This is a genomic window from Mesorhizobium sp. M0496 (genome assembly GCF_040321205.1).
GTDB lineage: Bacteria > Pseudomonadota > Alphaproteobacteria > Rhizobiales > Rhizobiaceae > Mesorhizobium.
On the sequence record NZ_JAMYRC010000058.1, the window covers coordinates 23,324 to 37,193 of the forward strand.

The window sequence follows — 13,870 nt, forward strand, 5'->3', positions numbered from 1 at the left end:
AACACAATGAAAAAACTGCTTATTGCCCTGATGACCACGACCGCCGCCATGTCGCTGGCAGCGACGGCCGAGGCCGCGGACAAGCTGAAGGCCTGCTGGGTCTACACCGGCCCGATCGGCGACTTCGGCTACTCCTACCAGCACGACCAGGGCCGTCTCGAGGTGGAGAAGGCGCTCGGTGACAAGGTCGAGACTGCCTATCTCGAAAACGTCTCGGAAGGCCCCGACGCCGACCGCGCTTTCGAGCGCCTGGCGCGCGAAGGCTGCAAGATCATCTTCGGCACCTCCTTCGGCTTCATGGACCCGGAAGTGAAGGTCGCCAAGAAATTCCCCAAGGTGATGTTCGAGCACGCAACCGGCTACAAGACCGGTGACAATCTCGGCATCTACAATGCGCGTTTCTACGAAGGCCGCTACGTGCTCGGCCAGATCGCCGCCAAGGAATCGAAGGCCGGCGTAGCCGGCTACATCGTTTCGTTCCCGATTCCCGAAGTGGTGATGGGCATCAACTCCTTCATGCTCGGCGCACAGTCGATCAATCCGAACTTCAAGGCCAAGATCGTCTGGGTGAATTCGTGGTTCGATCCGGGCAAGGAAGCCGACGCCGCCAAGGCGCTGTTCGACCAGGGAGCCGACATCATCGTCCAGCACACCGATTCGACCGCTGCCCTGCAGGTGGCGGAAGAGCGCAAGCTGCATGGCTTCGGCCAGTCCTCGGACATGATCAAGTTTGCGCCGAACGCGCAGCTGACCTCGCTCACCGACGAATGGGGCCCGTACTATATCAGCCGGGTCCAGGCAGCCCTCGACGGCACCTGGAAGCCCGACAATGTGTGGCTCGGCATCAAGGATGGCGCGGTCAAGCTCGCGCCTTTCACCAACATGCCCGACGACGTGAAGGCGATGGCGGAAGCCACCGAAAAGAAGATCGCCGACGGCTGGAACCCCTTCACCGGGCCGATCGCCAAGCAAGACGGCACGCCGTGGCTGAAGGATGGCGAAGTTGCCGACGACGGCACGCTGCTCGGCATGAATTTTTATGTGAAGGGCGTCGACGACAAGCTGCCGCAGTAAGCAACGCGAGATATCAATGAAGAGGGCGCCACACGGCGCCCTTTTTCATTCGGCTGGTTGCGTCCCTGCTTGTGACGAAATCTCGCGAGCCCGACATAGAGGGGATCGGTTCCGGTAGGGGCGAAATGACACCCTGGGTTCACTTCGACACGAGCGGTTTGCTCATGTTGATTCCGGTTACCTGAAAGCCCGTGACTTCATAAACATGCCTAGCGCGTTTGTTGTCGCCAGCCACTCGGAGCTTTATTTGTTGAAAACCTTTGCGTTTCAGGTCGTTTTCAAGAACTTCTAAGGCCTGCTTACCGAGGCCTTGACCCTGATAAGCAGGAAAGATGTGAAAATCGCTGATGAATGCCGCGCGCATCGTCGGATCCTGTTTGTACCACAGGTACCCAATAAGCTTTTCAGGGGTTCCGGTCGGATCGATCACGCACAGCAAGACGTGGCCGATCGTATCGACGCCGTCAGGTAAGTCAGATGCGATTTCCTGTTTCGCTTGTGCAAGAGACTCGTTATCGGAAAGCCGATAGTTCGAGGCGATCTCGGACGCGTAGTCAGGAATAAAATAGTCGAGATAGGCCAAAAACTCGCTGTCTCGCATCGGCCTTAACGAAATCATTGAGTAACTCCTTTATCGAGTTTGCTGATACCGAGATCTCAGGCGATCCAGCGATAGCTGCGGCCTTTCGTTATCAAGCCGTCACCTTCGGTGCCAGCCGGTCGGATTTAGGACGTTCCCCCGCTTGACGACCGAGCTCCTGTCGCGAGCCTTGGCTGCGGCGAGACCAGATTGACCGGCTCACTGATCAGATCGCGTTCGAACCCGGCAATGCCGGAGAGAAAGGTCGCCAGTATGCGTCCGTGCAGCGACGACAGATCGAACGCCATGCCGTTCATGGCGCCCCATGTGGACAGTTCTGTGACAAGCACCGCATCGGTCAGTCTGGCTTGTGCAAGCGCCATGACTTTTTTGCGCTCAGCACGATCCAGCTTCGTGCCGGAGCCCGTCTCTTTGAATATCGCGGCCACGTCGTAACCGATCAACCGCGAGGCCGAGGCAGATCCTGAGCAGCCGCTGCGCGGGTCGTTCGCAGGTGCGCCAGATCGCCCACGACACGAAGACCATGAGCGCTATGCAGCCAAAGGCGGCAAACCATTTGCCGACCAGAGGTGCCGCGGCATTGATGGCGAGATAGCCGATATTCTGGTGCAGCAGGTAGAGCGGATAGGTCAGCCCGCCCAGCGCCAGGGTGAGCGCCGACGGCCTGACACGATGGCGCAGCAGCACCGCGCCGATCAAGGCCGCGTGCATGACGACGTTGGCGACGACGAGATTGGCCGAGGAGACGGCAATGCCATAATGGCCCTGCATCCAGTGCTGCGTCACCGACAGCGTGCCGCAGGAGATCAGGAACGATGCAGCAAGCAGCAGCAAGGCCGGCAGCGAGCGGCCATGCGCATGGAGGTGGTGGAGCAGCACGCCAGCAGCGAAGAACGGTCCGAACTCGGTGATGAACAGCAGCCTGGCAGCACCGCTGCCGATGAAGAATTCGTTCCAGGCCGAGATGGCCAGCCAGATGAAGATCAACTCCAGCTTGCGTTTCTGGAACAGCCCCGTGAGGAGGGCCAGCGTCACCCATCCGTAGAACACCAGTTCAAGCACGATCGACCAGTAGACGCCGTCCATGAAGGATTGGCCGAAGGCCGGTGCGAACATCGACAGGTTGGCGGCATACTGGCTGAAAGAGGCTGGAAGCAGCGGTGAGCCTGCCAGAAAAACAATCGCGAAAGTGATCGTCATGCAGAACAGGAAACCCGGATAAAGGCGAACGAAACGCGCGATCGCAAATTGGTCCCAGCGGCGGTTTTCCGCCGACCAGGCAATGACGAAACCGCTGATCAGGAAGAACAGATTGACGCCGAGATAGCCGTAGAGGGCGAACGGCGCGGCAAGCGGATATCCCTCGGTGAGAAAGCCTTCGGCGGCCGCGCCGCGAAAGAAATAGTGAAAGAACACAACAACCAGCGCCGCCGCCAGCCTGAGCAGGTCCAGCGTCGCGATATAATCCTGCCGGGCAGGTCTGGTGTCCATTCGAGTTCCCGCATTTACGATCCGGAAACCATAGAGCGGATCGCGACTGAGCGGGTTAAAAGGCCGGAACTATCGCTGAATGTGGTAAATCTGCGTGGCTGGATCGCTGGACTATCGCCGCGCCTCAAGGCTTCGGATGGAAACTCGACTGAGGCTGCAAATCGGAAGCCGAGAACGTCCCGGCTCCGACGATGACATGTCCGACAGGTACCGTTATGTCGCGCGCAACGCCGGCACCCTTCAACAATCCCGCGCGCCGGTCGGAATCGGGTTCCCGGAAGCTCCCGCCGGCTTCCAGCCTGCATCCGTCGGCGGTGACGGCACCGAGGATCTGGCTGCCCGATCCAAGCGTGGTCACGCCGAAGACCGCCGCACTATTCGTATACCGCCCGCAATCGCCGATTTCGATCGCCGCGCCGGGTCTGTTCGCCTTGGCGGTGAAACCGCCTTCTCCGAATTGGTTACGCGAACCAATTCGGATTTTGCCCACGGATGCATCGACAAGGGTATTGGCGTGAAACGTATTGTCGTCCCCGATTTCAAGCACGCCGCTGCCGGTGCAGAACAGATAGACGCCGGGGAAGAAAATGTTTCCACGGCCGACGATCGCGCGAGAGGAGATCAGCACCGAACAGGGATCGTAGATGATGTTGCCGCGCCGCGAGAGGCCAATCACCTCATCTATCGAAAGCAGGCCCTGCTCGCGCCGGACTTGATCGAGGTGGTCGGACAAGGACGCGCTCATCAGCCCGAGGCCAACCGTCAGACCGCCGAACCGTAGAGATCGTAAGCATCGGCGCGATCGATCTTGACGGTGACGATGTCGCCTTGACGCAGCGGGCGGCGCGACTGGATGTGCACCGAGCCGTCGATCTCGGGCGCGTCGTATTTGGTGCGGCCCTTGGCCGACGTGCCATGCGCCTCGTCGATCAGCACCGGCAGGCGCTTGCCGACCTTCTTGGCCAGTTGCGTCGCCGAAATCTTCTGCTGGCGCTGCATGAAGCGGTGCCAGCGCGCCTCCTTGATCTCCTGCGGGACCTGCTCGAGACCGAGATCGTTGGAGCGGGCGCCCCGGACCGGCTCGTATTTGAAGCAGCCGGCGCGATCGATCTTGGCCTCGTCGAGCCAGTCGAGCAGCATCTCGAAATCTTCGTCGGTCTCGCCGGGGAAGCCGACGATGAAGGTCGAGCGGATGGCGAGATCCGGACAGACCTCGCGCCAGCCGCGAATGCGCTCCAGCGTCTTTTCGCCATGTGCCGGGCGGCGCATGTTCTTCAACACCTGCGGCGAGGCATGCTGGAAGGGAATGTCGAGATAGGGGAGGATCTTGCCATCCGCCATCAGCGGGATGACGTCGGCGACATGCGGGTAGGGGTAGACATAGTGCATGCGCACCCAGATGCCGAGCTTGCCCAGCTCCTCGGACAGATCGAGGAATTTCGCGCGCACTTCGCGGTCGCCGAACATGGACGTCTGGTACTTGATGTCGATGCCGTAGGCGCTGGTGTCCTGCGAAATGACCAGGAGCTCCTTGACGCCGGCCTTGGCCAATTTCTCGGCCTCGCGCAGCACATCGGCGGCCGGCCGCGAAACGAGGTCGCCACGCAGTGCGGGAATGATGCAGAAGGTGCAGCGGTTGTTGCAGCCTTCGGAAATCTTGAGATAGGCGTAGTGGCGCGGCGTCAGCTTGACGCCCTGCGGCGGCAGCAGGTCGATATAGGGATCGTGTGAAGGCGGTGCGGCCTCATGCACGGCCGCCATCACGCTCTCATAGGCCTGCGGTCCGGTGATCGCCAGCACATTGGGATGCCTCTCGCGAATGACATCCGGCTCGGCGCCGAGGCAGCCGGTAACAATGACCCGGCCATTCTCCGAAAGCGCGGAGCCGATGGCGTTGAGCGACTCGTCACGGGCGGAATCGAGAAAGCCGCAAGTGTTGACGACGACAAGGTCGGCCCCGTCATGCTTGCGTGCGATCTCGTAGCCCTCGGCACGCAGGCGCGTGATGATACGCTCCGAATCCACAAGGGCCTTCGGGCATCCAAGACTGACAAAACTCACGCGGGGAGCGGACATAGAGGGTTTTCCGGGCTTTTCAGGATTGCCGGCGCAGTACCACACTTATTGCGGCATTGGTATGGGCACGCCTGCGATGCGGCAAAACGCACTGCGGATATGCTTTTCCGGATCGAAGACGCGGCGGACAGCCGCCTCAGCTGACCGCGCCGTTTACATGCGGCCAGACTTCCACCGCACCACGATAGACCATGTCCACCGCGACATAGAGGATGATCAGGAGGCCGACATAGGCGATCCAGCGGTGGCGCTGCAGCAGTTTTGCGATGAAAGTCGCGGCGAGGCCCATCAGCGCGATCGACAGCACGAGGCCGATGACCAGCACCGGAAAATGATCGCGCGCGGCACCCGCGACCGCCAGCACGTTGTCGAGCGACATCGACACGTCGGCGACGACAATCTGCAAGGCTGCCTGGCCGAGCGTCTTGCGCTTCGCCTTGCCGGCCACCGCTTTGTCGCTGTTGAGATCGGAATTCGACAGCGCCTCGGTCGCTTCCAGTTCATCGGCATGGGACGTGCTCAGCTCGCGATACATCTTCCAGCAGACCCACAGCAGCAAGATACCGCCGGCCAGCAGCAGGCCGACGATCGCCAGCAGCTTGACGGTGACCGCGGCAAAACCGATGCGCAGCACCGTTGCCGCCAGCACGCCGATGAGGATCGCCTTCTTGCGTTGGTCAGCCGGCAGGCCGGCAGCGGCAAGGCCGATGACGATCGCATTGTCGCCGGCCAGCACGAGGTCGATGGCGATGACCTGGAGCAGGGCGGTCAGGCTGGCAGCGCTGAAAAAAATGTCCATCGACCGGAAGCCCTTGCTGATTTTGCCGAGTGTTCGTCGATTATCCAGAGGCCCTAACTTGGTGGTCCCTTGGCGTCAAGGGATCACGCGTGGTGACGTCACTGAAGCATCGTTACGGCAAAGTCGGATCAAAGGCTCCGCGACGGTCGCCGGCAGCGGGGCAAAACCATGGCCGATCACAAATCAATCGTAGAGATTATACTTTGCCCAATCGGCTTCCGGAATCTCGTCGCCGATCCGGTAGCGGAGCTGTAAAACTTCCATATGGTCGGGCGCCGTCTGGCACTTGAATTTCAGCCGGTACCATTGCCCCTTGCTGCGAAACGCAGCGCCCGGGCTTTTGATTGCATCCGCGCCCATTTCGGGCGTCGCGAAGGCATAGGCGACGACGCGATCGGCTTTGAACTTGCGATCGTCGTGGGTGATCCGGTCGAGCACTTCGGCGTCACAACGCTGTTCAAGACGGGTTTGGGGATCGAGTTTCAACAGACCGGCGCGCAATGCACTGTCCATTGCGTTGGCTGGAAAACTCAGTGTCACTGACGCCAAGGCGGTCATGCAGAGCTTCTTCATGGGCGGGACTAGCAACATATTTTGTCGGATAAATCAACCAAGCGGACCGCCTCGAACCCCGCAGGCGTCATCAATCAAATGGTCGAAGCGTTCAAAATTGCGTGTCGGGATTCATCGTGCGATGCCTGTGGCCAACGGACCAGCGAAGCACGGCCGGCATCCGTGAGATCGTAAAGACCGCGGTCGACGCGCGCGAACCAGCCATAGACATTGTGCTGCAGGATTTTCGACGCGATCGGCGTCAACGCCTTCAGATCGCGCGGCCGCCTGGGTCCGTCCACCATCGCGGCAGCGCAGGCGAGGGCGCTTTGCCGATAGGCCGTCATGATCGGATTGCGCGATCCTCCTCCCGCAACGGGGTCGCCGCGACGGCGCTGGTGCTCGTCGACCAGGCGGGAGCGCCGGCGCGCATTCTTGCGCGGCGCCAGCGCGATCGGGCTAAGAAGCACCTCGACCCGGTCAGCCGCGGTCACGCCAAGCAGGCCGAAGCCAAGGCGACGGCAGAGATTGCGAAACCTGGCGTCGCTTTCACGGCCCTTGCCCCGGGCCGACATGCGTGCGGCCAGCCACACCTCGTCGCAGACCGTCGCGCGATCGACACCTTGCAGCACCAGCTCGAGATTGAACTGCAGCTTCAGTTCGCAGATGACGACGACGGGCGGCTCGCCCTCGCGTAGCGCGACGATGTCGCAGCCGCCGATCTCGCCTTTGACGACGAAGTCGAGGCTTTCGAGGAACCGCTTCACCGGCGCATAGAGTGAGGTCTCGTTCATGCCTCGAAGGTTTAGCCGATTCGACGCAAAAAGCCTCCCGCGGGGGCGGCGCCTGACGGCCCGCCCGAAAACCGTCGATGTCAGGCTTCGGTGCTCGGCGCTGGTCGATTCAATGGCTTCCCGCGGGGGCAGGAGCGGATAGCCGATCTGACCGAAATAGGTGGAGGGGATCGGATCGTCGACGCCATATTTCTCCGGCACCTTGTCGCCGGTGACATTGTAGGTGCCGAACATCATGTCGAGGAAAGGCAACTGCCCGGCGAAGTTCTTGTCATAGGCTTCGCGCTGGTTGGCATGGTGCCAGCGATGGAACTGCGGGCTGGCGATCAGCCATTTCAACGGGCCGAACGGAATCCGCACGTTTGAATGAACAAGCAGGGTGTGCCCAAGGTAGATAATCGAGAAGACAGCGATCGAAGCTTCGGAGAAGCCAAGGAAAAAGATCGGCGTCAGCGATATTGCCTTTGTGACGATGGCGTCGACCGGGTGATTGTGGAAAGCACCGAGCCAGTCCAGATCCTCGATGCCGTGGTGGATCGCGTGGAACTTCCAAAGCGCCGGGATTTTATGGAAGGCCCGATGTGCCCAATAGACGCCGATGTCGGCGATCAGGATGATTTCCGCAACCTGGAGCCAGACGGGCTGACCGCTGACGGCTTGCGTTATCGATTGCGGGACCAGAATTGCAGCGGCGCCGAGGGCACCGGCCGCCATGATGGCGATGGCCACCTTTACGATGAAGCCGTTGAACAGCAGATAGATCAGATCGACAGCCAGACCCTTGCGGAAGATCTTCTGCGGCCGCTCGGCAAACAGATGTTCGAACGGAATGAAGATCAGCCCGCAGATCAACAGTGCCTTAATGCCAAAGATATCCATTCAATCGCCCCGGCGCGCCATCTGCGCCACTGAGAAGAACCACATCTTCCCTTTCCAAAGGCTGAAGGCTCTGTGTTCGCGCAGAGGCGCCGCCATCATGAATGGTGGATGGGGAGCTAAAACAGAAACTATCAAACTATTGATTTCATTAAAATTTCTTCGGATTTCGGTGGGACAAGTGGATCATAACAGCGAACTCTGAAAATGATTGGAACATCAATGTCTTAAGGGGTTCTCTCGGCACTCTTAGCGTTGTCAAAGAACATACAAAGGAGATCATATCGCTTTACGAGAGCGGCTTGGGGGCAGGGTCGGATTGCCAGAATGATTGGAATAGGAGCAACTTCTGTCCATCGCGTTCTTGTCGCATCGGGCATCGAAAGGCGACCGACAGGTGGCCAAAAGAAACGACGTTCATAGCGTGTTTGCGGGAACGGTGCAGAGGTTTAGCGCCGAATTCAAATGCGGCTTTTGAACGAACGAATCCTTTTGCCGCCGCGCCCGCAATGACTAATTCCTTCACGGATGCCCGCCACGGGGGCGGCGTATGCTGACACGAGATTGTGACGCATGATGGAGTGGAAGCAGGGGAGTGGTTCTTCAGAACCTCAATTTCTTACGGCGCTCTAAGTCGCAAGTGCACCGAGTCTGACAGCCGAACAGCGGATCTGACACGCGGACCGCATCGATCGCCTATTATCGATGCTTTTGCTGGTTGGCGCCGCGCTTCAGGCATGTTCTCATACTGACAATGCCGCTCGCTGAAGTCGCCAGGTCGCGGGTTTTCCTTTGCCCTCACTCCGGGAGTTACTGTGATCGAACTTGACCTTGACGTGGAGCGAATCCTTGGAAGGCTGTGAGGAATGGAAACGGCCGCCGCGCGAGTGGCTCGAAGCCAAGACCCAATTCGCCATCGTCTTCGGCGAAAGGCTCGTCAGCCAGTGACGAAACCGGTCTCGCGCATAGAATTCCTGACAGTCCCCACCATGGCTGGTAAAATCAATCCTGCCAGTCGCTGAACAATTGCAGCCTCGCCAAGCACAAGATCGACACTTGCAATCCGTAGCCGCTCATTGCCCTCAAGCATCCCATAGGCTGCGTCTAGGGTCTCAGCACCGAGGCCAGCATGATGAGGGTAGAGCAGCATCACTTCAGGGCAACGGTAAAGCCGCGCGTAGGCCATCATCTGATAGACATCGGCCTGCGAGACGCCGCGTTTGGCATCTTCGGGATTGCGCCCGATACGCTTCCATTTCGTGTCGATTACCATGACGGTTTGGCCGTTGCGCTTGATGAGGATATCGGGGGTTGTTTGGAATCGCCTCCTGCCAGCCTCACCTTCCTCGATCAGGCAGTAGAGTAAACCGCCCTGCGCATGCACGGTCAGCTCGCTACCCCGGAGCGCCCGTCGGGCGAGTGCTGCGATGTAGGCCTCGAACAGATCGTTCATGGCGAAAAGCAACGTAATCCCCTGACCGCCCCTCGCATCGTGGTTGGTATGTTGCCATTCGCGCCTCAAGAACATCGTTGCCAGCCTATAGAGCGTCTCCCAACGTCGGCTGGTGCGGTCGATGCGCACTAATGCCCAAGGCAGTGCGCCGACGGGAACATCGCTCACATCGGCCAGAAGTAAGCGCAGCTCATCAAGTCGGCGCTGGGTTTCAAGCGTCCGCGCATGGCGACGCAACATTAGGACGCAAGCCTTCATGATGCGCAGCAACGGCGTATCGGGCATCAACGAGTCGAACCGGCATGCGAGCCGATCGGGCCGCACCGCATGGTGCGTGAACTGGCGAATGACATCCAACCGCCCGCGCAGCGCGGAAAGATCTTGGTTCTGGTCCAGATAGGCGAGCGGCAGCCCGCGCCGGGCTTCCACCAGTAGGCGGTCGGCAAACAGGCGGATCAGAATATCGAGCAGTGTATTTTTCTGGCGCCCCATAGCCAGTACCTGTCCGTCACCCAATTTGAGACCAAGCGCGACATCGAGCATGGTGACAAGGCGTGTACGGACCGTTTCATCGTCCTCATTGGCCTCGGCATCGATCTTTGGCAAAATCTCGAGACTGCAACCCGGGGCGGCAATCACGCCTACAACCTGCTGCGTGCCTATTTCACTGTAGCGATCAACCAGGATATTGGTGCCGGCGCGGTTTGCCAAAGGATGCGACCGTGCAGCCGTCAAGAGGGTATTCGCCTCTCTGCGCGTGAAATTCTGTTCGGATACCTGCCCGCTACCGTTGTGGATGCCAACACGCCCCCACTCGTGAACGGTCAAATGCGTCATGGATGAAACCGCGCGATTACGCGTTTGGCATGGCGGGTTTGATCTTGCGGGAATGGTGCTGGCCATTCACGCCATGAACATGCGGCAACCGGTGGCAGCGCACCGAGATTATCCAGAAACGAGCCGAAGCCGTTGACGTCAAGGGCTGAGCTGCTTTGTGGGCTGCCAAATTTGCCCGATTCCAGTTCCTGTCCGGGAGGAGCACCAAGCGCCGGCGCAACGCGCTCGACGGGAAGGCCGAGGGAAAGTTGATTGGCAGGGTCCTGCATCATTCACTTTCTACTTCCTGCGCTCCTGCTGCCTTGCCGAGCAAGCGATTGAAAGCGTCCGGCTGGAAGGGGGAAGGTACCGACCAGCTCGATAACCGATCTCCTTCGATGCCCGGCGGTGGGTCGAGTTTTTCCTCTCGGATAAACCCGTGCCCAAGTACAGCCGCGACCCGGCTCCAGTCCTCGAAGAAATATTCCTGCAGCAGCGGGATCACCTTCTCGCGCATGGCCGCATGAACCTGCTCAACTGTTACACAGCCAATGAAAAAGGCGTGGCCGATACGATGTTCGCGATCGATCAGATATTCGATCCGCTTGTTGATGGTGATGAGCACGCCGACTAGGTCAATACCTGTCCGTTGGCTGGATTCTGTCAACAAGCTGGGCTCCGGAGCCATTTCCCGGAAACGAAACCGCCGCCGCAGTGCTGTGTCCAGCAAGGCGATGGACCGGTCCGCCGTATTCATCGTCCCGATGATGTGGAGGTTGGCGGGGACCGAAAAGGAACGCTTGGAGTATGGCAGCGTCACCGACAGGGCGTTATCCATACCCGCACGCTTGTCGGGCTCTAGCAGGGTTATTAGTTCACCGAATACCTTGGACACATTGGCGCGATTGATTTCGTCAATGATAAGAACGTGAGGCAACAGCTCACCCACGGCTCCCTGGCCACTTGCATCTGAAACCAGACGCGCGATCAGTGGGCGATTCAGTTCGGAATCCTTGAGCCTGTAGATGGTTTTTTGGATGAACTTGGGTGAGTAGAGCTCGCCGACGTCCAATCCATTCGTGTCGTGCCACAACCATCGCACCTTGCGGCGGTGGCAATATCTACCGTCAGGACGCGGAGCATACTCATACTCGCCTTCTACGATGCCAATGGCCCTGAACCGGTTGTTGCCCTTGGAAACAATCAGGACATCGCCGATTTCAAGCTGATTTCGGAAAACATCAGGCGATTGAACCAGCCCCTTATTGGGCGTGATGTCCTGATCGGGAAAGCGCTCCTTCGTCGCCGCAAGAATCTCGTCCCGATCGCCGAACCGTGGATCGCTCCAGTCTATATCGCTGAAGCCAAATAGAGCGTAATCGCTTTCGATGGATTCCGTATAGACGTAATCGAAGGCAGAATTAGCTGCTTCGCCAAGTGACATCTTGTAAATCGCCCGGTCTGCAAGACTTAAAGGCTTGCTGTCGACCACCAATTCTCCGGTCTCTGCACGCTCGGCAATCTGGCGGAAGACGCCTGATTCTGGCTGCAGATGGAAGCCGGCGGGCTCCCCGTTGCTATTTACGATAGGAACGGGCCGCAAGCCCTCGACAAAGTCCTCATAGCCGTAGCTCTGGTGGAAAGTGACAAAGCTTATCCGCTTTTCCGCAACCAGCGTGTTGTAACGCGCCATAAGGGCTGTATGCCCCTCTTCTGTTTCGGGGAAATCGGCCTGACCATCACAAAGAGCCACCGCTTCCCGCGCCGTGTGATAAGTCTTGCCGGTGCCTGGGGGGCCATAGAGGATGAGGTTGGTGGGCATCTTCATGGCAGTGCCTTCACTGTTGTCACGGGCCGAGTGGCGATAATCATCGGGCCATTTGCCAGGCCGCTGCGGGCTGTGGGGCAGCCAATTTCGGATGGAGCTTTCTGCTGTAGCCATGGCAGCTCCGAATCTTTCGGCGGCTTCTGCATTGAGCTGGTAATCGCCGACAAGACCAAGCAGCTCATTCTGATGGCTGAATCTCAAAAAGGGGCCGGCTGTTCTGAACCGTAGCGAGCCAATCGTCCCTTCGGCACGATTGCCATGCGAAGATTTACGGCCGAACCTGATCTGCGGGATATCGGTATGATACCAGTCAAACCCGATCGCGTTGACCGCACGCGCCATTTTGCAGAATGCCGCACGCTGTTCGCTACTCCACGCCGGTCGCCGCGCCCGAAAATCGGCATTACCATCGAACCGCGCAAGAAGTTGCTCATCGCTTATCGGCATTTGAGCGGACAGATCATCGGCCAAGGCGAAACGATAGGTCATGTTGCCCCCTTGTCCGCTTGCTGGACCTGAGATGATTTCAGGTTCGCCCAAACCGGCAATTTCCCGGAACTTTTTCTTTTCAATGACTTGGCAGACATTGGGCATCTGGTTGGACAGTCCCAACTCCTTGTGCACGTCACCCGCCCTGATCGTTATGGTGGGATCGCCACGACGCCGAGCCGGATCGACGTAACGCTCAATCAAGTGCTCACGTATTAGGTCGGCCTGGACCTGCTTTTCCTTGGCTTGGCGCCGATTCTCGACTTCATAGCCCAAACGACGGAACTCGGAATGAATGGGGCCTCCCTCCGCATCCCGGAAGGTATCTCTTTGACCCTTCACCTTAATGTCCGGGTTTCCGGGAATTGAGCTGTAGGCGACCAGGAAGATCGCTTTGGCCGGGTAACGTTCCTGCGCTCCGGGACGGAATACGACATAGTCGAAATTGGTGGCAAAACCATACTCCTGCATGAAGCCGGTGTCGCCCCGGTCATACTCCTGCATGACGGCTTCGATCGAATCCCTCGTCAGCAGGACATCATGCCTGTCGTCTTCTTTCACTCTGTCAGCCCCCACTGCCGGCTCAAATCGGAAGAGATTGCAATCTGAGATCTTTCAAAAACTGGTATTTGCTTGGTCACGCTCTCGCCTTGAGATCATGCGGATTGAGGCAACATAAGTCCATGCTTCGGACGAGGCGATTGAATCCAATATAACCTCGCGCTCTTTGCTTTCGCGAACCGGAGATCGGGAATAGCGCACCACGCCGTCTCGTGCGTCGTTCAAGCTGGCGAAGTGGACTTCCCGCCCGAGGGTGCTCGCTACTCAAATGAGTGTTTTTCTCCTCTGTCGGATGTACAACTAATTTGGTGCCAAGATCCTTAAGAAACAACCGGAGGATTTGGGGTCTCGTCACCTCTAACCAAGACTAAAAGGGATCGTGTCCCGCTGCGTGGTGTAGCTGACGGCTTGGTCGCCGCGCTCTCCGGCATGGGGCCGGGCTGATCAGCGTGCCACGGCT

General features: G+C 58.9%; 12 protein-coding genes and 1 pseudogene. 2 read left to right on the forward strand and 11 right to left on the reverse strand.

Features of this window, described 5'->3' with window-relative positions; genetic code table 11:
* Positions 1-6 precede the first annotated feature (6 nt).
* Positions 7-1,074 carry a BMP family ABC transporter substrate-binding protein gene (locus NKI73_RS30395; RefSeq protein ID WP_352635370.1) on the forward strand — a complete coding sequence of 356 codons (1,068 nt, stop codon included), beginning with the start codon at positions 7-9 and terminating at the stop codon, positions 1,072-1,074.
* Between the two features lie 139 nt (positions 1,075-1,213).
* On the opposite strand, the gene NKI73_RS30400 is transcribed toward NKI73_RS30395, so the two are convergent.
* The 3 genes from NKI73_RS30400 to NKI73_RS30410 form a co-directional block, all read right to left on the reverse strand.
* Positions 1,214-1,693, reverse strand: a complete 480-nt coding sequence (locus tag NKI73_RS30400) for a GNAT family N-acetyltransferase (protein ID WP_352635372.1) — start codon at positions 1,691-1,693, stop codon at positions 1,214-1,216.
* Between the two features lie 107 nt (positions 1,694-1,800).
* Positions 1,801-2,037, reverse strand: coding sequence for a recombinase family protein (locus tag NKI73_RS30405; protein ID WP_352635374.1), 237 nt, complete (start codon positions 2,035-2,037; stop codon positions 1,801-1,803).
* 13 nt (positions 2,038-2,050) lie between these two features.
* Complete coding sequence (locus tag NKI73_RS30410) at positions 2,051-3,166, reverse strand: acyltransferase family protein (protein ID WP_352635376.1); 1,116 nt, start codon at positions 3,164-3,166, stop codon at positions 2,051-2,053.
* A 196-nt stretch (positions 3,167-3,362) separates the two neighbouring features.
* Here NKI73_RS30410 and NKI73_RS30415 point away from each other — a divergent pair, with 196 nt between their 5' ends.
* Complete coding sequence (locus NKI73_RS30415) at positions 3,363-3,947, forward strand: hypothetical protein (RefSeq protein WP_352635378.1); 585 nt, start codon at positions 3,363-3,365, stop codon at positions 3,945-3,947.
* Here the strand turns inward: NKI73_RS30415 and rimO are convergent.
* The 8 genes and pseudogenes from rimO to NKI73_RS30455 form a co-directional block, all read right to left on the reverse strand.
* Entirely contained in the window at positions 3,929-5,242 is a 1,314-nt protein-coding gene (rimO, locus tag NKI73_RS30420; protein ID WP_352635380.1) for a 30S ribosomal protein S12 methylthiotransferase RimO, read from the reverse strand. The genes NKI73_RS30415 and rimO overlap by 19 nt on opposite strands.
* A 136-nt stretch (positions 5,243-5,378) precedes the next feature.
* Positions 5,379-6,041, reverse strand: coding sequence for a TerC family protein (locus NKI73_RS30425; protein WP_352635382.1), 663 nt, complete (start codon positions 6,039-6,041; stop codon positions 5,379-5,381).
* Between the two features lie 183 nt (positions 6,042-6,224).
* Positions 6,225-6,632, reverse strand: coding sequence for a DUF930 domain-containing protein (locus tag NKI73_RS30430; RefSeq protein ID WP_352635383.1), 408 nt, complete (start codon positions 6,630-6,632; stop codon positions 6,225-6,227).
* 56 nt (positions 6,633-6,688) lie between these two features.
* Complete coding sequence (locus tag NKI73_RS30435) at positions 6,689-7,387, reverse strand: DUF2161 domain-containing phosphodiesterase (RefSeq protein WP_352635391.1); 699 nt, start codon at positions 7,385-7,387, stop codon at positions 6,689-6,691.
* Between the two features lie 282 nt (positions 7,388-7,669).
* Positions 7,670-8,266: pseudogene (locus NKI73_RS30440) on the reverse strand (sterol desaturase family protein); the annotation flags it as partial.
* Positions 8,267-9,200: 934 nt separating this feature from the next.
* Complete coding sequence (locus NKI73_RS30445) at positions 9,201-10,553, reverse strand: McrC family protein (RefSeq protein WP_352635385.1); 1,353 nt, start codon at positions 10,551-10,553, stop codon at positions 9,201-9,203.
* Positions 10,550-10,825, reverse strand: a complete 276-nt coding sequence (locus NKI73_RS30450; RefSeq protein WP_352635387.1) for a hypothetical protein — start codon at positions 10,823-10,825, stop codon at positions 10,550-10,552. The genes NKI73_RS30445 and NKI73_RS30450 overlap by 4 nt, the downstream gene beginning before the upstream one ends.
* Complete coding sequence (locus NKI73_RS30455; RefSeq protein ID WP_352635389.1) at positions 10,822-13,410, reverse strand: DUF8426 domain-containing protein; 2,589 nt, start codon at positions 13,408-13,410, stop codon at positions 10,822-10,824. The genes NKI73_RS30450 and NKI73_RS30455 overlap by 4 nt, the downstream gene beginning before the upstream one ends.
* Positions 13,411-13,870 lie beyond the last annotated feature (460 nt).